Origin of the sequence: Rhizobium sophoriradicis (assembly GCF_025200795.1) — a bacterium.
Lineage (GTDB): Bacteria > Pseudomonadota > Alphaproteobacteria > Rhizobiales > Rhizobiaceae > Rhizobium > Rhizobium sophoriradicis.
The window spans coordinates 126,477-144,416 of record NZ_CP104152.1; the positions used below are offsets into that span (position 1 = coordinate 126,477).

General features: G+C 63.0%; 16 protein-coding genes and 1 pseudogene. 3 read left to right on the forward strand and 14 right to left on the reverse strand.

Features of this window, described 5'->3' with window-relative positions; translation table 11 throughout:
- Nucleotides 1-105: 105 nt before the first annotated feature.
- Nucleotides 106-1,806 carry a long-chain fatty acid--CoA ligase gene (locus N2597_RS00635; protein WP_096771972.1) on the reverse strand — a complete coding sequence of 567 codons (1,701 nt, stop codon included), beginning with the start codon at nt 1,804-1,806 and terminating at the stop codon, nt 106-108.
- Between the two features lie 249 nt (nt 1,807-2,055).
- Here N2597_RS00635 and N2597_RS00640 point away from each other — a divergent pair, with 249 nt between their 5' ends.
- Nucleotides 2,056-2,448 (forward strand): PRC-barrel domain-containing protein, encoded by a 393-nt coding sequence (locus tag N2597_RS00640; protein ID WP_038686634.1) that lies wholly within the window; start codon nt 2,056-2,058, stop codon nt 2,446-2,448.
- A gap of 214 nt (nt 2,449-2,662) precedes the next feature.
- On the opposite strand, the gene N2597_RS00645 is transcribed toward N2597_RS00640, so the two are convergent.
- The 6 genes from N2597_RS00645 to N2597_RS00670 form a co-directional block, all read right to left on the reverse strand.
- Nucleotides 2,663-3,058, reverse strand: a complete 396-nt coding sequence (locus tag N2597_RS00645; RefSeq protein ID WP_183599057.1) for a VOC family protein — start codon at nt 3,056-3,058, stop codon at nt 2,663-2,665.
- Between the two features lie 38 nt (nt 3,059-3,096).
- The gene (locus tag N2597_RS00650) at nt 3,097-3,846 is read right to left on the reverse strand and encodes an ABC transporter permease (RefSeq protein WP_077992703.1); all 750 of its coding nucleotides are present in this window, start codon (nt 3,844-3,846) and stop codon (nt 3,097-3,099) included.
- Nucleotides 3,843-4,787, reverse strand: coding sequence for an ABC transporter ATP-binding protein (locus tag N2597_RS00655; RefSeq protein ID WP_183599055.1), 945 nt, complete (start codon nt 4,785-4,787; stop codon nt 3,843-3,845). Before N2597_RS00655 ends, N2597_RS00650 begins: the two co-directional genes overlap by 4 nt.
- On the reverse strand, nt 4,784-5,950 hold the full coding sequence (locus N2597_RS00660; RefSeq protein ID WP_183599053.1) for an ABC transporter permease: 1,167 nt from the start codon (nt 5,948-5,950) through the stop codon (nt 4,784-4,786). Before N2597_RS00660 ends, N2597_RS00655 begins: the two co-directional genes overlap by 4 nt.
- Nucleotides 5,951-6,008: 58 nt before the next feature.
- A complete protein-coding gene (gene osmF / locus N2597_RS00665; protein ID WP_038686642.1) occupies nt 6,009-6,917 on the reverse strand; it encodes a glycine betaine ABC transporter substrate-binding protein OsmF in 909 nt (302 codons plus the stop codon).
- 187 nt (nt 6,918-7,104) lie between these two features.
- Nucleotides 7,105-7,371 carry an acetyltransferase gene (locus N2597_RS00670; protein ID WP_341356214.1) on the reverse strand — a complete coding sequence of 89 codons (267 nt, stop codon included), beginning with the start codon at nt 7,369-7,371 and terminating at the stop codon, nt 7,105-7,107.
- Here N2597_RS00670 and N2597_RS00675 point away from each other — a divergent pair.
- Complete coding sequence (locus N2597_RS00675; RefSeq protein ID WP_183599052.1) at nt 7,339-8,568, forward strand: LysR family transcriptional regulator; 1,230 nt, start codon at nt 7,339-7,341, stop codon at nt 8,566-8,568. The genes N2597_RS00670 and N2597_RS00675 overlap by 33 nt on opposite strands.
- Complete coding sequence (locus tag N2597_RS00680) at nt 8,565-9,290, forward strand: copper homeostasis protein CutC (protein ID WP_183599050.1); 726 nt, start codon at nt 8,565-8,567, stop codon at nt 9,288-9,290. Before N2597_RS00675 ends, N2597_RS00680 begins: the two co-directional genes overlap by 4 nt.
- Before the next feature lie 316 nt (nt 9,291-9,606).
- On the opposite strand, the gene N2597_RS00685 is transcribed toward N2597_RS00680, so the two are convergent.
- The 7 genes and pseudogenes from N2597_RS00685 to N2597_RS00715 form a co-directional block, all read right to left on the reverse strand.
- Nucleotides 9,607-10,626, reverse strand: a complete 1,020-nt coding sequence (locus tag N2597_RS00685) for a zinc-binding alcohol dehydrogenase family protein (protein ID WP_183599048.1) — start codon at nt 10,624-10,626, stop codon at nt 9,607-9,609.
- Nucleotides 10,627-10,886: 260 nt separating this feature from the next.
- Nucleotides 10,887-11,861 carry an ABC transporter permease gene (locus tag N2597_RS00690; RefSeq protein WP_038686652.1) on the reverse strand — a complete coding sequence of 325 codons (975 nt, stop codon included), beginning with the start codon at nt 11,859-11,861 and terminating at the stop codon, nt 10,887-10,889.
- A 120-nt stretch (nt 11,862-11,981) separates the two neighbouring features.
- Nucleotides 11,982-13,535, reverse strand: coding sequence for a sugar ABC transporter ATP-binding protein (locus tag N2597_RS00695; protein WP_183599046.1), 1,554 nt, complete (start codon nt 13,533-13,535; stop codon nt 11,982-11,984).
- Between the two features lie 105 nt (nt 13,536-13,640).
- Entirely contained in the window at nt 13,641-14,630 is a 990-nt protein-coding gene (locus N2597_RS00700) for an ABC transporter substrate-binding protein (RefSeq protein WP_038686656.1), read from the reverse strand.
- A gap of 205 nt (nt 14,631-14,835) precedes the next feature.
- Nucleotides 14,836-15,286: pseudogene (locus N2597_RS00705) on the reverse strand (RbsD/FucU family protein).
- Nucleotides 15,287-15,296: 10 nt separating this feature from the next.
- Entirely contained in the window at nt 15,297-16,316 is a 1,020-nt protein-coding gene (locus N2597_RS00710) for an aldo/keto reductase (protein WP_183599044.1), read from the reverse strand.
- A gap of 39 nt (nt 16,317-16,355) precedes the next feature.
- Complete coding sequence (locus N2597_RS00715) at nt 16,356-17,858, reverse strand: UxaA family hydrolase (RefSeq protein ID WP_096771980.1); 1,503 nt, start codon at nt 17,856-17,858, stop codon at nt 16,356-16,358.
- Nucleotides 17,859-17,940: the final 82 nt, after the last annotated feature.

A 17,940-nucleotide genomic window follows, 5' to 3' on the forward strand; every position in this document is an offset into this window, starting at 1 on the left:
AACTATTCGCTTTATCGCCCGCAAATCAAGTTCAGCCATCGCTCCCGAAACAAAAAAGCCACCCGCGGCAAGCGGATGGCGTTAAATTTCATGAGCTTGTCAAATTCAGTCGCGCAGATCCTTGCGCAGGATCTTGCCGACCGGCGACTTCGGCAGCTCGGTGCGGAATTCGATGAAGCGCGGGCGTTTGTAGTTGGTGAGATTGGCGATGCAATGGGCTTTCACCTCCGCCTCTGTCAGGTTCGGGTCCTTCCTGACCACGAAGAGTTTGACCGCTTCGCCCGAATGCCCGTCCGGCACGCCGATCGCGGCGGCTTCGAGGATGCCGGCATGCATGGCGGCAACCTCCTCGATCTCGTTCGGATAGACGTTGAAGCCGGAAACGAGGATCATGTCCTTCTTGCGATCGACGATCTTGGTATAGCCGCGTTCGTCCATGAAGCCCATGTCGCCCGTGCGGAAATAGCCGTCGGCCGTCATCACCCGCGCCGTTTCCTCCGGCTTCTGCCAATAGCCGGCCATCACCTGCGGTCCGCGGATGCAGATTTCGCCGATCTCGCCGAGTGGCAGCGGACGGCCCTCCTCGTCGCGGATGTCGAGTTCTGTGGAAGGAATAGGCAGGCCGATCGAGCCGGTAAACTCGATCGAATCGAAGCGGTTGGCCGTGGCGACCGGCGATGTTTCCGAAAGACCGTAACCTTCCGTGATCGCCGTGCCTGTCGTCTTCAGCCAGCGTTCGGCGACCGGGCGCTGGACTGCCATGCCGCCGCCGAGCGACATGATCAGCGAGGAGAAGTCGAGCTTGGCGAAATCGGCATTGTTCAGCAGTGCGTTGAACAGCGTGTTGAGGCCAGGGAAGATATGGATATCAGACTTTTCGAACTCCTTGACGAGGCCGGGAATGTCGCGCGGATTGGCGATCAGGATGTTGTGGGCGCCGAGCGACATGCCCATCAGCGAATTCACCGTCAGCGCGAAGATGTGATAGAGCGGCAGGGCGCAGAGGAAATTCAGCACTTCGGGCTGCTTCTTGCGCTGGAAGGCCGAGCGCAGCCAGAGCGACAGCTGCAGCTTGTTGGCGAGCAGGTTCTGATGCGTCAGCACCGCGCCCTTGGCAATGCCTGTCGTGCCGCCGGTATATTGCAGGAAGGCGACGTCGCCGCCGGTAAGCGCCACCGGTTGGAGGCTCTTTTTTGCGCCTTCGCGCAGCACCTGGCTGAAGCTCTTATGCTGCGGGATCGACCAGGAGGGAACGAGCTTCTTCACCTTGCGCACGACGAAGTTGACGATCAGCCCCTTGGCCCCGAGCATTTCGCCGAGCGACGTGACGACGACATGGCGCAGGTCGGTCTTGTTCAGGACCTGCTCGACCGTGCGGGCGAAATTCTCCAGCACGAAGATCGCCTTGGCGCCGGAATCGCGCAGCTGGTGTTCGAGTTCGCGCGGCGTGTAGAGCGGGTTGACGTTGACGACCACCAAGCCGGCGCGCAGGATCGCATAGGTCGCGACCGGGTTCTGCAAGACGTTCGGCATCATCACCGCGACCCGGTCGCCCTTCTCGAGCCCGATGCTCTGCAGCCAGGCGGCGACCTTGCGCGTCTGGTCGTCCAGCTCGCGGTAGCTCATCGCCTTGCCCATGCTGGAAAAAACCGTCCGATCGGCGTAACGGGCGCAGGACTTTTCCAAGAGTTCGACAAGCGAGGCATGTTCCATCGGCGGCAGTTCGGCCGGAACCATATCCGGATAGGTGGCAAGCCAGGGCTTGTCGGCTTTTGCTCCGTTCGGATGGACGGAAATGCTGCTCATCGTGTCTCTCTCCCTTGCGGCGCCGCGCCGGTGCCGAGCCGCTATCGGCTGGCCCGCGATTGACCGGAAGCATCCTCCATCTTCCTGTCCGGCAGCTTATGTCATTGCCTGAACGGTTCAAGCTCAATGACGCTATACTAACCTTGACGTAAACGTCAACATACGCGGATAGCTCGACCTGGAACTTTGAGTCCGCCGTGACGTTGATTCTGCATACTCACCATGAGGAAACACCAAAGGAGGTGCACAATGTTGAACGAGGAAACCGACGCCACCCGCCGCGACCCGAATGTGAAGGATACGCCTTCGCTGATCGCCAGCGACCGCGTCGAAGGCACCCGCGTCTATGGCGCCGACGGCAGGCATATCGGCTCGATCGAACGCCTGATCATCGGCAAGCTCGATGGCCGCGTCGCCTATGCGGTGCTGAGCTTCGGCGGCTTCCTGGGCATCGGCGACGATCACTATCCGCTTCCCTGGGAAAAGCTGAACTACGACACACAGCTGGACGGCTATCGCATCGACCTGACCAAGGAGCAGATCGAAGGCGCACCGAGCTATTCGGACGATGACGACACCTGGTACAACGATAATGGCCGCAGGGTATACGACTACTATGGCGTGCCGCCTTACTGGATGTAATCTCGTCCGATAGGCCGAACTGGAAGGGCCCCGTGCGATGCGGGGCCTTTTGGTGTGTGGTAGACGTGCCTTACAAAGGTGGCGAGGAACTGGGGAGATCGCGGCATGTCCTCTTCTCCCCTCGGGGAGAAGAGGGAGTCGCGACGTTGCGGCCGCCTTAATCACCGACCTGCCACAAGATCACTAGCCGACCGGGCCCAAAAATCATCCTGTTCTAGAGAAACCGCCCGTGGCGCTGCAGCACTTCGATCTTGTAGCCGTCGGGGTCGCTGACGAAAAAGAACAGGCCGAAGAGCCTGCCGTCGCGATTGAGCTCCACCAGCTCGCCCGGTTTCAGCCCGAGTTTCAGCATGCGCTCACGCTCCACCGCCACTTCGTCGACGGAGACGGCGAGATGGCCATAGGCATTGCCGAGATTATAGGGCTCGGTCCGGCCCTTGTTGACCGTCAGCTCCAGTTCGAAGCCGGTTTCGGCATTGTTGAGATAGATCAGCGTGAAGGTTTCGAAATCGACACGGTCGGCGACCGAAAGGCCGAAGGCTTTGCTGTAGAATTCGACCGAACGCGCCTCGTCGAGAACACGGATCATGGAGTGGATCATCTTCGCCAATTCTGCCTCCCATTTTTTCGGTCACGGTAGCGGTCCCCTTACGCCGCGCGCAAGCCGATTCTTCGCGTGATCGCCGCTTCGACGAGGCCCATGGCGTCATAGATCAGCACTGCCATCAGGCCGACGATCAGCCCGCCCTGCAGGATGAAGGCGGTATTGTCCGATATCAGCCCGGCGATGATCACCTCGCCGAGACCCTTTGCCGCCACCGTCGAGCCGATCGTCGCCGTGCCGATATTGATGACGGTCGCGACCTTCAGCCCTTCGAGGATCAGCGGCAGGGCAAGCGGCAGCTCGACGCGCAACAGCCGCTGCGTGGCGCTCATGCCCATGCCATCGGCGGCGTCGAGAACCTGCGGCGACACCTGCTTCAGACCGGCGACGGTGTTTTCGAAGATCGGCAGCAGGCCGTAGAGAAAAAGCGCGATCAGCGTCGGCATGGCGCCGAAGCCGGTGGCGGGAACGGCAAGCGCCAGCACCGCGACCGGCGGAAAGGTCTGGCCGGCATTGGCGATGGCGCGCGACAGCGGCAGAAAGTCCGCCCCGCTTTCGCGGGTGACGAAGATGCCGCCGAGAACGGCGAGCACGGCGCTGCAGGCGATCGATCCGATCACCAGCTGCAGGTGCCCGAGCGCAAGCGAGGCGAGGCTGTTTTGCGTATAGACGGCCGGCGCATTGTTGCTGGTCAGCGGCACGAGCAGGAAGGAGAGCCACTCCGTCCTGAACAACAGGATCAAGAGCAGGGCGAGCGCCGCCAGGCGGAAGAGATTGGCGACGAGGAGTTTCATGCCTTGCGGCCCAGTTCGAGCAGCCGGCTCATCGAGATCGATCCGACAGGCGCTTTCTCGCCATCCTGCACCGCCGCCTCGTCGACCCCCTGCCAAATCATTTCGGCGAGCGCGTCGCGGAGACTGAGCGACTGCGGCAGAGCATAGGCAAGCCCGATTTTGGCCGGCTCCATGCTCTCCTTCAGCGGCAGCAGCGACATCAGCTTCAGCGCCCGGTCGGAGGTGCCGGTCAGTTGCTGGACGAAGGGATCGGCGGGTTCGGTGAGGATCTTTTCCGGGGTCGAGCATTGCAGCAATTTGCCTTGGCTCATCACCGCGATCTGATTGCCGAGATGGAAGGCCTCGTCCATATCGTGGGTGACGAGAATGATAGTGGTGCCAAACTGCTTCTGGATCGCCAGGAGGTCGTCCTGCGCCTTGCCGCGGATGACGGGATCGAGGGCGCCGAAAGGCTCGTCCATCAACAGCAGTTCCGGTTCGGCCGCCAGCGCCCGGGCGACGCCGACGCGCTGCTGCTGGCCGCCGGAAAGCTGATGCGGATATTTGTCGGCGAAATCAGCCGGATCGAGGTTGAACAGTCCGAGCAGCTCTTCGACGCGCGCTGCGATGCGCGTCGAATCCCATTCGAGCAGCTGCGGCACGGTGGCGATATTCTGCGCCACGGTCCGATGCGGAAAGAGCCCGTGCCCTTGGATGGCATAACCGATCCGGCGGCGAAGCTCGGTCACCTCAACGTCCATCACATTCTGGCCGCCGACGAAGATCTCGCCTTCGGTGATCGGCACCAGCCGGTTGATCATCCGCATCAGCGTCGATTTGCCGGAGCCGGACGTGCCGACGATGACGGTGATTTCGCCCTTCTCGACCTGCATCGAGACATTGTCGACGACGGTGGCGGCGCCATAGCGCTTGGTGACGTTCCTGATCTCGATCATGCTCATGCGGCAGGCCCCCGGATGCTGTCGATGACCGCATCGAGGATGACGGCCGATGAGAAGGCGAGGAAGACGGTCGGAACGGCGCCGAGCAGGACGAGGTCCATCGCCGTCTGACCGAGCCCCTGGAAGATGAAGATGCCGAAGCCGCCGCCGCCGATCAGTGCGGCAATCGTCACCATGCCGATCGCCTGCACCAGCACGATGCGAATGCCGGTGAGAATAACCGGAAAGGCGAGCGGCATGTCGATACCAACAAGGATCTGCCGGCGCGTCAGCCCCATGCCGGCCGCAGCGTCGCGCACCGAAGGGTCGACGCCCTGGAGGCCGACGACGGTGTTGGCGACGATCGGCAGCAGCGAATAGAGCACCAGCGCGATCAAGGCCGGCGCCGTGCCGATGCCGCGAATGCCGATAGCGGCGGCCAGGGGCACATGCGTGGCGAGATAACCGAGCGGCAGCATCAGCAGGCCGAAGAGCGCGAGACTCGGGATCGTCTGAATGAGGCTCAAACCCTGCAGCACCACCGCCCGCAGCCTCGGCACCCAGAAGCAGAGGATGCCGAGCGGCAGGCCGAGAATGATGGCGATGGCAAGCGAGCCGAGCGCCAGCAGCAGATGCGAGATCGCTTCCGTCTCGAATTGCGGCGCCCGCGTCGAAAATTCCTTCATAATCGACAGGCTGTCGAGCAGGCCGGAGGAAAGCGAGATGAACAGCAGCGCCGTATAGGCGGCCAGCGCCGCCACCCGCATCCACGGCGCAAGCCTTATCTTCACCAGCGCATCAGAGATGACGAGGCCGATCACGGCGAACAGCACCCAGAAGCCGCCGCCGGGCGTCATGCGCGCCACGGTGCTGCCGGGCGGCGTCGCCGCGCTCGAGACGAGACCGATCGCAACGACCAGCGCCGCAAGGCAGAGTGTCGCGATGACAAGACGCGCCAAGGCGTTGCGGAGAAACAGCGTCGCCACGGCCGTGAGAATAAGGAGGGCGGTCAGGATGACGACGGAAGGCTGGGGAAGCAGCTGGGTGAGCAGCATCGGTTTGCCGGCGGCGATGCGGTTCGCCTTGACGTAGATGAAGGGCATCAGTGCGGTGGCCGCAATGCCGCCGGCCACCAGAACCACGCCGAGCCGATCCAGCCTGCGGACCGCTGAGGTTTCGTCCATCGATCCAACCTTATGGGGAAAAGACGCTCCGCCCGCTGCCGGGCGGAGCGGGCGATGATTACTTCAGGAAGCCCTTTTCCTTGAGATAGGCCTCGGCGACGGACTTTGCCGGCTCGCCGTCGACCTGGATCTTGGCATTGAGCTTGCGCAGCTCGTCGGCGCTCAGGCTCTTGAAGATCGGCGAGAGGATTTCCTCGATCTTCGGATTGGCCTTCAGAACCTCTTCGCGGATGATCGGGGTGGGCGCATAGACCTGCTGCACACCCTTGTCGTCTTCGAGAACCGTCAATTCGGCTGCTTCGATCGCGCCGTCGGTGCCGTAGACCATGGCGGTGTTGACGCCGTTCGTCTGGTCGGCCGCCGCCTTGATCGTCGCCGCGGTGTCGCCGCCGGAGAGAACGACCATCTGATCGGGCTTCAGCTGGAAGCCGTAGGTCGTCTGGAAGGCGGGAAGCGCGCCGGCCGAATTGACGAATTCGGAAGACGCCGCAAGCTTGGCGGTGCCGCCGCCGGCAACCCATTTGCCGAATTCGGACATGGTCTTCAGCTTGTTCGGCTCAGCGACATCGTTGCGCACGGCGAGCGCCCAGGTGTTGTTGGCCGGTGACGGCGTCAACCAGACGATCTTGTTGGCGTCGTAATCGAGCTTCTTCGCTAGCTCATATCCCTGGTCGTTGTTCTTCCAGGCAGCGTCGTCGGCCTTGTTGAAGAAGAAGCCGGCATTACCGGTATATTCCGGATAAATATCGATTTCGCCTGCGGTGATCGCCTTGCGCACCACGGGTGTGGCGCCGAGGGCGATGCGGTCCTGCGTCTTGATGCCGTTTGCTTCGAGCGCCAGTGCGATGACGTTGCCGAGCAGCGTGCCTTCCGTGTCGATCTTCGACGAGACGACGACGTCTGCGGCCTGAACCGCACCCGCCGCAAAGGCAGAGAGCGAGACGGCAAGTGCGAGTTTCTTCAGCATGAAATATCCCCTGTTTTAACACCGTTGACGTGGCGCAAGCCCCCCGGCGGGAGGCGTATGCGCAGGAAATCCGCCGGCGAAGGCGACAAGGCCGCCATGATGCCGGAATTGCGTGCGTCATGGAAATAGCGTGCACGCTCGAAAAATCGATGCAAGCCCCCTCCAGTATTTGCGCTCGCGCCCGAGATTATGGCGGCGAACGCGGCTCGGTGCGCGGAAAGCCATTCCCTTTTCCAGGGTCGGCGCGATTTGTTTTTGTTCCCTTGCGTGTTTCCGCGATGCTTCCGGTGCTCTTCTGCGGATAACCACCGCCCGGATTTTTATGACGGCGACGATAGCCCGGCTCTGTCGAGGCAGGGATATCTTTTTTCGCGAACACATCATATCGTCCAGTTTTTAAAGCGCTTTCCGGAGCCAGCCTTTGCATCTCGGCGCCTTGTTCATCATCCGCCACGTCCTGACCTCGGCGTCGGTCCGCGAAACCGCGCGTCGTTTCCAGTTGTCGCCCTCCAGCGTGTCTGCGGCGATCCGCAGTGCCGAGACCGAGCTGGCGATGAAGCTGACGGAACGCGCCTCCGGCGAGTTGGTGACGCTGATCGCAAGCGGCGGCGTGCTCGAAGGCCTGGAGCCGATCACGACAGCGATCGGCGAACTCTGCCAATTCGCCGGCCAGGTCGGCGCCGGCGGGATCGATGAGGCCTGGGCCGCCCGCATTCCCGTCAAGATCGTCGCGATCGAGCGGTTCCTTGAGGTCGCCGACCAGGGCAGCATCAACCGCGCTGCCCGCCGCCTTCATCTCGGTCAGCCGCAGCTTTCGCTCCAGCTTGCCAATCTTGAGAAATTCCTCGGCCGCCGCCTGTTCGAGCGGCAGGCGCAGGGCTCGGCGCTGACGGAGGAGGGCAGGCGGGCTTACCAGATCTTCATGGCGATCAGCCAGGCATGGAACGATCTGAAATCGGCGGCCGACGAGCGCTACCGACGCACCGCCCGGTCGCTGCGCATCGGCTCGATCATCCCGACCGGATCGGAAAGCTGGGTAGCGCGCTGCCTCGGCCTGCTGGTCTCCGAATGGAATGCGCGGCGCAGCAACAATGCGATTTCGCTGGTCTCGATGACCGCCGACGATCTGCGCGAGGCGCTGAAGAGCGGGCGCATCGATGTGGCGATCCTGGATTCGGTCTTCGGCCTTGAAAGCTTCCGGCATCGCGAACTGCTGCAGACCGACATGGTGGTGATCGCCCCGCCGCACAGTACGCAAACCTCGGTCGCCGATCTCGTCGCCGCCCATGCCATCTGCATGCCGAGCCCGCGCACCGGCCTCGGCCACGCGGCCATGGCCTTCAGCGACGAGCGCGCGCCGAACCGGCGTTTCCGCAGCCGTGATATCACCGCGGCGGATTCGCTGCCCGTGATCGTCGACCTTGTCGCCAATCACGGCTATGTTTCCTTCCTCGGCCGCGTCAGCGCCATGCCGATCGCCGACAAGGTGCGCATCGTCGATCTCGACGAGCATCTGCCGATGTCCTATCACGTCGCCTTCAACCACCGCAAAGCCGCCGCCGATGCCTGTGCCGTCATCATCGCGGCGGCGGCAAGCATAACGTCGGAAGCCGTCGCGAAAACCGACGCAGTCAGGGAGAGCGCAGCATGACGATCCTGCTGGAAGTCTGCGTCGACAGCGCCGAGGGCCTTGCCGCCGCGATCGAAGGCGGCGCCGGCCGTATCGAACTCTGCTCGGCGCTGGAACTCGGCGGCCTGACGCCGTTGCCGAGCCTGATGCGGATCGCCGCCCGCGCGCCTATTCCCGTTTACGCGATGATCCGCCCGCATGCCGGTCCCTTCATTTTCGGCGGCGCCGACGAGGAGGCGATGCTGCTCGATATCGACGCCGTGCGCGCCGCCGGCCTTGCCGGCGTCGTCATCGGCGCCAACCGGCCGGATGGCAGGCTCGACATGCCGCTGATCCACCGCCTGAAGGCGCATGCATCAGGCCTCGGCTCGACGCTGCACCGGGCTTTCGATCTGGTGCCGGATGCCGATGAGGCGCTGGAGCAGGCGATCGAACTCGGCTGCGAACGCATCCTCACCTCGGGCTGCGCGCTGAAGGCGGTTGACGGGATCGAAACGCTGACACGCCTGTCGGCAAAGGCGGCCGGCCGCATATCCATCATGCCCGGCAGCGGCATCCGTCCGGCCAATGTCGGCGCGATCTTGCAGGCAACCGGCGCCCGCGAGGTGCATGGGTCATGCAACTCGCCAATCGACAGCGTCGATCCACGTGCGGTTGCCTTCGGCTTCGAGGCGAAGAGCAGCAACGGGACGGATGTCGCAGTGGTTAGGGAGATGTGCAGAGTGATCGAGGCGGTGGGTTAGCGGTTCCGCAATCTCGGACGGAAAGCGTTTTGCGTTTTTGAAACGCGAATGCAGTGCTTGCGGTATGGGTCCTCGGGTCAAGCCCGAGGACGACGGAGAGTGGGGAACGCGTACGGCAAGGACCGCAAGTGCGTGTGGTTTTATTGGAACTGGCGTCTTTGTTTGAGCGATCCGCACGCAAAACCGCCCCGCATTTTGCTGGAATTCCTCCGAACGTTCCGCCTCTTGCCGCACGGGTTTCCCCACCCTCGGTCATACTCGGGCTCGACCCGAGTATCCACGCCGAGCACTCCACGCGCATTTTAGGCGTTGTCTCCTACCCGCCAACCCGGATCACCGCCTTGATCAGCCCGCTCTTTTCATGCGCCCAGCGGGCGAGATCGCGCGGCGCATCGGCAAGCGTTGTGCGATGGGTGATCAATTTATCCACCGGCACCAATCCCTTGGCGATGGACTCCGCCACATGCTCGAAATCGGCGCGGGTGGCGTTGCGGCTCCCGATCAGCATCATTTCCCGCTTGTGGAACTCGGGATCGGAAAAGCGGATATCGTCCTTGACGACGCTGACCAGCACCAATGCGCCGCCATGGGCGACGAAGGAGAAGGCTTTCTCCATCGAGGGCCCGTAACCGGTCGCGTCGAAGACGACGTCGAAACCGTCGCCATTGGTTTTTTCCCGTACGGCATCCGCCGTGCCTTCATTGGCGACGATGCCGGAGGTGAAGCCGAAGCGTTCGGCCGCCATCTGCAGCCGCTCGGCGCTGGTATCGAGCAGCGTCACGGCATGACCGGCAATGCGCGAAAAGATCGCCGCGCCGAGGCCGATCGGGCCGGCGCCGATGACAAGTGCGCGCGCGCCGGCGCCGGCCAGCGAGCGGCGCACCGCATGGGCGCCGATTGCCAGAAATTCCGTCGTCGCCGCCGCCTCCAGGCTAAGGCCCTTGGCAGGATAGAGATTGCCTGCGGGAACCGAGATCTCCTCGCAGAAGGCGCCATCCGTATGGACGCCGAGCACCTTGATATTGGTGCAGCAGTTCGGCTTGGCCTGGCGGCAGGCGACGCATTGGCCGCAGGAGAGATAGGGGTTGACGATGACGGGCGCGCCGGAGGCAAGCGTTACGCCGTCGCCGGCTTCGATGACCGTCGCCGAGATCTCGTGCCCCATCACCCGCGGGTATTCGAGGAAAGGGTGTTTGCCCTCGAAGATATGATAATCCGTGCCGCAGATGCCGACATGGCTGACGGCAAGGCGCACCCAGCCGGGCGCCGGTGCGGCGGGAGATGGCCGCTCGACGGTCTCGAGCACGCCGGGCTCGCGGCAAACTACTGCTTTCATGACGGGTCTCGCATTCTTCGTTCTTTACTCTGTGTCATACCGCCGCTGTTCTGTTCGTGTGGGTAGCTGCCCCTCACCCTAACCCTCTCCCCGTAAACGGGGCGAGGGGACTTGCCCTGCACGACGTCAATGGGCACGGAGAGGTTGGCGCCGTTTGCCCTTCTCTCCGCGTGCGGGGGTCCGAAGGACGGGTCGAGACCTGTGGCTCGACCCCGGTCGGTAGCGGCAGCCGGCCTGTTCGACCGGCTTCCCTAGGCCTCTCAACTGCTCTTGCGGCGACGCAGCTGATCGAAGAACACGATCACGATGATCAGGAGACCGGTGATGATGCGCTGCCAGAACGAGTTGACGTTCAGAAGATTGGCGCCGTTGTTGATGGTGGCGAGGATGAAGGCGCCGATCAGCGGGCCGTGCACCGAGCCGACCGCACCGAACAGGCTGGTGCCGCCGATGACGGAGGAGGCGATCGCCTGCAGTTCCCAGCCGTCGGCCTGCGTCGCATTGCCGATCGCGATGCGCGAGGCGAGCAGCACGCCGACGAAGGCGGCGAAGCCGGCCGAAAGGATATAGGCAAGATAGATCATGCCCTTGACGTTGACGCCGGATAGACGGGCGGCTTCGGCGTTGGAGCCGACCGCGAAGAGATAGCGGCCCCAGCGGCTCAGATGCAGGAAGACGAAGGAGGGCACCGCCACCAGGATGACCATCCAGAACAGACTTGGGATGCCGAGGAAATCGGCGCGGGCGAAATTGCTGAAACTCTCATCGGTGATGCTGATCGTCGAACCGTTGGTGATCAGCAGGCCGATGCCGCGCAGCGACGTCAGGGTTGCCAGCGTGATGATGAAGGGCGGCAGGCCCATATGGACGATGCCGAAGCCGTGGAAGGCGCCGATCGCGACGCCCATGGCGAGGGTCAGCAGGATCGCTGCCCAGAGCGGCACGCCAGCCTGCAACAGCCAGGCGATGATGACGGTGCAGAAGCCGACGATCGCGCCGACCGAAAGGTCGATGCCGGCGGTGATGATGACGAAGGTCTGGCCGAGCGCCAGGATCGCCGTCATCGCGCCTTGGCGCAGCAGGTTGGAAATGTTGAGCGGCGTCCAGAAGCTGGCGGTGACGAAGCCGAGCACGATCCAGAGGAAGATCAGCAGGCCGATCAGGGTCAGGCCGAACAGGATGTTCATTTTCCGGCGTGGCGGCGGCGCGACAATTTCGGTGGGGGTGGCAGTCATGAATTTTCTCCCTCTTAGAGAATTTCCGTTTTTCCGAATGACCGAAATTCTCTATCTCTTTGTTCTCACGCAATTTCCGAACGCAAAACCGCAGCGCGCTTTTGCTGGAATTGCTTGTGCTCAGACGCCGATCGCTTCGCTGAGCACTTGTTCATGCGTCGCCGCGTGGAAATCATGGCTGGCGACGAGCCGGCCGCCGCGGAAGACGTGCAGGCGGTCGGCCAGTTCGTAAACCTCCGGCAGGTAGGAGGAAATCAGGATGATGCCGGCCCCCTCCTTCAGAAGCTTGGCGAACAGCCGGTAGATTTCCGCCTTGGTACCGACGTCGACGCCGACGGTCGGCTCGTCGAAGATGAACAGCCTTGCGCCATGGCTCAGCCACTTGCCGATGACGATCTTCTGCTGGTTGCCGCCGGACATGCTGGAGGCTGGCACGCGCCGGCTCGGCGTCTTGATGCTGAGATCGCGGATCTGCCTGTCGGCATTCGCCGATTCGCGCGCATGACTGATCACCGGCCCCTGGCTGAGGCGCCCGAAGACCGGCAGGTTGATGTTGAGGCCGATCGGCAGGTTGAGGCAAAGCCCCTGGTCGCGACGGCTTTCCGGCGCCAGTGCAATGCCGAGCTCCATCGCCGTGCGTTCGGTGCGGATATCGACACGTTTGCCCATCCAGTGGATTTCGCCGGAGCTGATCGGCTGGCGACCGTAAAGGCCGAGCGCAAATTCGCTGCGGCCGGCGCCGATCAACCCGTAGAGACCGACGATCTGACCGGCCTTTACACTGAGCGACACGTCCTCGAAACCCGGACCCGAAAGACCCTTGACCTCAACGATCGTCTCGCCGAAGCTGATCTCTTCCTTGTGGTAGATCTGCTCGATCGAGCGGTTGATCATCAAAGCGATCAGCTCGGCATCGTTGGTCTCGCCGATCAGCCGCGTGCCGACATGCGTGCCGTCGCGCAGCACCGAGACGCGGTCGGCCAGTTCGAAGACTTCCTCCATGCGGTGGCTGATATAGACGATTGTGACGCCTTCGCCCTGCAGCCGGCGGATCAGCTTGAACAGCTGCGCCGATTCCTGGCGCGTCAGATAGGCCGTCGGTTCGTCGAAGATCAGGAACTGCGTGCCGCGCATCGCCGCCCGCGCCGTTGCCACCAGCTGCTGCTGGCCGATCGTCAGCGAGCTTAACAGCGCGCCGGCCGGCAGACCGAAGCCGAGATCGTCGAGCACGGCCTGCGCCATCTTTTCCATCTGCTTCTTGCGCATCAGGCCGTAACGGTTGACCTCGTCGCCGAGGAAGAGGTTGGCGGCGACCGTCAGGTGCGGGCAGAGCACGACTTCCTGGTGCACGGCGTTGATGCCGCGGGCGATCGCCTCGTTCGGCGTCGACAACCCCACCGGATGGCCGCACCACAGCACCTCGCCGGCCGTGCGGGTGATGACGCCGGTGAGCAATTTGATGAGGGTGGATTTGCCGGCGCCGTTTTCGCCGACGATGGCGTGGATCTCTCCGGCCAGGAAGGTCAGCGTCGCCGGCTTCAGCGCCTGCACATGACCGTAATTCTTCTGCAGGCCCTTGAGTTCGAGGATAGGCGTTCCGGCGGGAATGCGGGTGGCTTCTTTCAGCGTGGCGCTGTCATCATGGCGATGACTGACCTCTTCCAGTCCGATCATGGACCTCTCCTCCTCTTGTCGCGTCTGCTCTCCATCCCCTGGTAACCATACCACGGATGGAAAAAGCCGCGCCGGTTTTTGAGCCGGCGCGGCCGTCTTGCCTGCTTACTTGATCTTCGGGTTCAGCAGCGCGTCGATCTTCGGATCGGCCATATTCGCCTTGGTGACGAGGTTGGCGCCGGTATCGACATTCTCAGGAACCTTCTCGCCCTTGGAGACGGCAAGCGCGGTCTTGATGCCGTCATAGCCCATGCGATAGGGGTCCTGGACGACGAGGCCGGCGATCGCGCCGTCCTTGAGGAAGCCGACCGTCTTGTCGTCGCTGTCGAAGCCGATGACCTTGATCTTGTCGCCGAGCTTGTTTTCGGCGATCGCCTGGCCAACGCCCTGCGCCAGGATGAGGTTCGAGGCGAAGACGCCGACGAGGTTCGGGTTGGCCGTGATCAAGTCGGTCATCATGTTGAGGCCGGTGGTTGCTTGGCCGTCGCCATACTTGTCGGCTATGACCTTGAGACCGGGATATTTGGTCTTCACCTGATCCAGGAAGCCTTCGCGGCGCTGCTCCAGCGAGCCGACGCCGGGAAGGTTGGTGAGGATGACGATTTCGCCTTCTTCCTTGCCCGTCATCTCCTTGATGGCGGCGGCAAGACCGTCGGCGGCGATGCGGCCGCCCTGCACGTTGTCGGTCGTGAGGAACGACTTGAACGCCTTGGAGTCGGCGCCCGAGTCGATGCCGATGATCGGAACCGACTTGGCGGCTTCGTCGATCGGCTTGCCGAGCGCCTTGAATTCCGTTGGCGAGATGACGATGGCGGCCGGCTTGCCGGCGACGGCGTTCTCCAGAATGCTGATCTGCCCGTTGATGTCGGATTCTGCCTGGGCGCCGAGTTCCGGCACGTTGACTCCGAGATCCTTGCCGGCCTTGCGGGCGCCGGCCAGAACGATCTGCCAGTAGAAGGACGTCGTGTCCTTGACGATGATTGGGATCGTCACGTCGGCGGCAAAGGTCGTGACCGGCATCGCCGTGGCGATGACGGCGGCGCCAGCCAGCGCGGTGAAGGCGCGGCGTGACAGAAGGGATTTCACAATGCTCATAAGGGTTCTCCTCTCAGGATGCGTTCTCCTCCAATAAACCGGACCGCTGAACGCTGGCGGAGGGTTTTTATCGATAAAAAACATTTGCAGGCAGAAGCTAGCCGAGGCGCAATCAAATTGCAAGGGCGTCAACTGCGCTTTTTTGCTTTGGAAATCTCCTTCCAAGCTACTGATTTTATTTCAATACCACGATAACCTAATATAGCTATCGGCCGAACTCAACCTCGTGTGGATGTTACGACGCCCTTTTTCAAAATCAGGTTGCCATACAGCCGGAATTCCGTCGTCGCGACGATATAGGCGGCTTTGCGCGCCATCGCATAGAAGGCGAAGCGCTCCACCGGGACGATGGAAAAATCGCCGGCGCGCCGTGAGACGATCTGCTGGAATTCGGCGCAGACCTCGGGCACGGCCTGGGGATCGCCGACCACCTCCATCCGCCATGCCGTTTCCGGCACGAACGTGTCGAGCGGCATATGGGTCAGGATGGCCTCGGCCATGTCGGTGGCGCTGACGCCGTCGGCGCGGATGACCGGCGGACCCATCGAGCCCGAGGGAAAATTGGCGTCCGATATGACGATGTCGTCGCCGTGCCCCATGGTCTTCAGCGCATGGAGCAGATCGGGACCGAGCACTGGATGAATTCCTTTCAGCATGTCTTCTCCCTCAGACCCGGACCGCTTCGGCGCCAAGCGGCGGCGCGATGAGCGTATAGGGATCGAATTCGGCGTAGATGCTATCGGGTAGCGGCGGCTCCACGGTCTCCATGTTGCGCGTCAGGCTCGAAGCCTTCGCCGTGCCGATCAGCACCGAGGCGACGATCGGATCGCGCAGCGGAAACTGCATCGCGGCAGCCGCGAGCGGCACGCCATGACGTTTGGCGATCGCCTCCATGGCGCCGACCTTGGCGAGCACCTCGTCGCTTGCCGGCATATAGTCGAAATGTGAACCCGGCACCGGCCCGGTAGCGAGGATGCCGGAGTTGAAGACGCCGCCGACGACGAGCGAGGTCCCCTTCTGCCGGCAGAGCGGGAGCAATTCGGCGACCGCCGAGCGGTCGAGCAGCGTATAGCGGCCGGCAAGCAGGATGCAGTCGAGATCGGCATGGCGCATGACGTCGAGGCAGACGGGAACTTCGTTGACGCCGAGGCCGAAGGCGGAAATCGCGCCCGAGGATTTCAACTCTTCGAGCGCTTTCACACCGGAATCGAGAAGCTGCTTCTGATAGACCGCATTCTTCGCCGCGCCATGCGTATAGCCGCCAATATCGTGCACGTAGAGAATATCAATGCGGTTGAGCCCGAGGCGCGCATAGCTGAACTCCACCGAACGCATGATGCCGTCATAGGAATAGTCGTAATCGGCATCGAAGGACAGCGGATTGACGTAGCTATAGTCGGGAACAGTCCCCGTCGGCACCGGCCTGAGCAGCCGGCCGACCTTGGTCGAGAGCACGTAGGACCGATCGGGCTGGTCGCGCAGGAAATCGCCGACGCGCCTTTCGGCGAGGCCGAGACCGTACCAGGGCGCCACGTCGAAATAGCGGATGCCGCTGTCCCAGGCGGCCTGCAGCGTTTCCATCGCCTGCTCGCGCGGGCAGGCGCGATAGAGGCCACCGAGGGGGGCTGCGCCGTAGCTGATCTCAGTCACATCAAGCCCGGTCTTGCCGATCCGTCTCGTCTTCATCATGCCTCCTCGCCAAGCCTTGCGATTGTCTATTTCAGATCAGAGCGTTGCGCCGAGATGCCAGGGCACGAATTCGTTGTCGCCGTAGCCGAAGAGTTCGCTCTTCGTCCTTTTGCCGGAAGCCGTATCGATGATCAGGTCGAAAATCTCGCGGCCCTTGCCGCTGATCGTCGCATCGCCGGTGGCGATCGTGCCGCAGTCGATGTCCATGTCCTCTTCCATCGCCGCATAAAGCGCCGAATTGCTGGAAAGCTTCAGCGACGGCGCCGGCCGGCAGCCGAAGCAGCTGCCGCGGCCGGTGGTGAAGGCGATCATATTCGCCCCGCCGGCCACCTGGCCGGTTGCCGAGACCGGGTCGTAGCCGGGTGTGTCCATGAAGACGAGGCCGGGCGCGGTGACCCGCTCGGCATAACCATAGACCGCCGTCAGCGGTGAGCGCCCGCCCTTGGCGACGGCGCCGAGCGATTTTTCCAGGATGGTGGTGAGGCCGCCGCGCTTGTTGCCGGGCGAGGGGTTGTTGTCGAGCGAGGCGCCATGCAGCGCCACGTAATTCTCCCACCAGGCGATCTTTTCGTCGAGCTTGCTCGCCACCTCGTCGCTGACGGCGCGGCTGCGCAGCAGGTGCTCCGCACCATAGATTTCCGAGGTTTCAGACAGGATCGCCGTGCCGCCGGCCGCGGCCAGCAGATCGGCCGCCACACCGAGCGCCGGATTGGCAGTGATGCCGGAAAAGCCGTCCGAACCGCCGCATTGCAGGCCGATTATGATCTCGCCGATCAGGATCGGCACGCGCTTTTCCCTGCCGACATCGGCGGCGATTTCGCGCAGCACGCCCATGGCGCGCTCGACCGCGCGGCGCGAGCCGCCGGCGTCCTGGATGTTGAAATGCCGCTTCGAGGCGCCCGCACCGCTCTGGCCATACAGCGTCAGCTGGTTGACCTCGCAGCCGAGGCCGATCATCAGCACGCCGCCGAAATTCACATGCCTGGTATAGCCGGCCAGTGTCCGATGCAGCACGTTCATGCCGTCGCCGGTCGAGCTCATGCCGCAGCCCTGGTCGTGCACGATCGGCACGAAACCGTCGATACCGTCATAATGCGGCAGGATCGTGCGGTTCGCCTCGTCGGCGATCGCCCGACAGACGGTGGTGGAACAGTTCACGCTGGCAATGATGCCGATATAGTTGCGGGTCGCCGCGCGCCCGTCGGCCCGGCGATAGCCCATGAAGGTGCGCGCCTTGTCTTCGGCGGTCGCCGCTTCCGGCGCCGAATTGGCGGTGGCCGCCAGCCGGTCGTTCTCGAAATGCAGATTGTGGCTGTGCACATGGTCGCCGGCCTTGACCTCGGCCGTGGTGCGGCCGATCGCCTGCCCGTATTTCACCACGGGAGATCCGAGCGGAATATCGGCAATCGCCACCTTGTGGCCGGGATCGATCTTCTGGCGGGCCTGAACGCCGGCAACCGTCGAACCCGGCGCGATGGCCGCCGTTGCGACCGCGACATTGTCGCCGGCCGACAGGATGATCCAAGGCTGCTTGTCCAATCTCTTCTCCCTAGAGCACGATGGCCAATAGTGTGAGCTGTTTTCGGGAGCGCCTGCCGCACGGCAAATGCGCATTGATTTT

Excerpts from the sequence above, each read along its gene's own strand:
- N2597_RS00635 (WP_096771972.1), bottom strand. The coding sequence starts at position 1,806 with ATGAGCAGCATTTCCGTCCATCCGAACGGAGCAAAAGCCGACAAGCCC.
- N2597_RS00680 (WP_183599050.1), top strand. The coding sequence starts at position 8,565 with ATGACGATCCTGCTGGAAGTCTGCGTCGACAGCGCCGAGGGCCTTGCC.
- N2597_RS00655 (WP_183599055.1), bottom strand. The coding sequence starts at position 4,787 with ATGAGCATGATCGAGATCAGGAACGTCACCAAGCGCTATGGCGCCGCC.
- N2597_RS00640 (WP_038686634.1), top strand. The coding sequence starts at position 2,056 with ATGTTGAACGAGGAAACCGACGCCACCCGCCGCGACCCGAATGTGAAG.
- N2597_RS00660 (WP_183599053.1), bottom strand. The coding sequence starts at position 5,950 with ATGGACGAAACCTCAGCGGTCCGCAGGCTGGATCGGCTCGGCGTGGTT.
- N2597_RS00700 (WP_038686656.1), bottom strand. The coding sequence starts at position 14,630 with ATGAGCATTGTGAAATCCCTTCTGTCACGCCGCGCCTTCACCGCGCTG.
- osmF (WP_038686642.1), bottom strand. The coding sequence starts at position 6,917 with ATGCTGAAGAAACTCGCACTTGCCGTCTCGCTCTCTGCCTTTGCGGCG.
- N2597_RS00695 (WP_183599046.1), bottom strand. The coding sequence starts at position 13,535 with ATGATCGGACTGGAAGAGGTCAGTCATCGCCATGATGACAGCGCCACG.
- N2597_RS00685 (WP_183599048.1), bottom strand. The coding sequence starts at position 10,626 with ATGAAAGCAGTAGTTTGCCGCGAGCCCGGCGTGCTCGAGACCGTCGAG.
- N2597_RS00650 (WP_077992703.1), bottom strand. The coding sequence starts at position 3,846 with ATGAAACTCCTCGTCGCCAATCTCTTCCGCCTGGCGGCGCTCGCCCTG.
- N2597_RS00710 (WP_183599044.1), bottom strand. The coding sequence starts at position 16,316 with ATGAAGACGAGACGGATCGGCAAGACCGGGCTTGATGTGACTGAGATC.
- N2597_RS00690 (WP_038686652.1), bottom strand. The coding sequence starts at position 11,861 with ATGACTGCCACCCCCACCGAAATTGTCGCGCCGCCGCCACGCCGGAAA.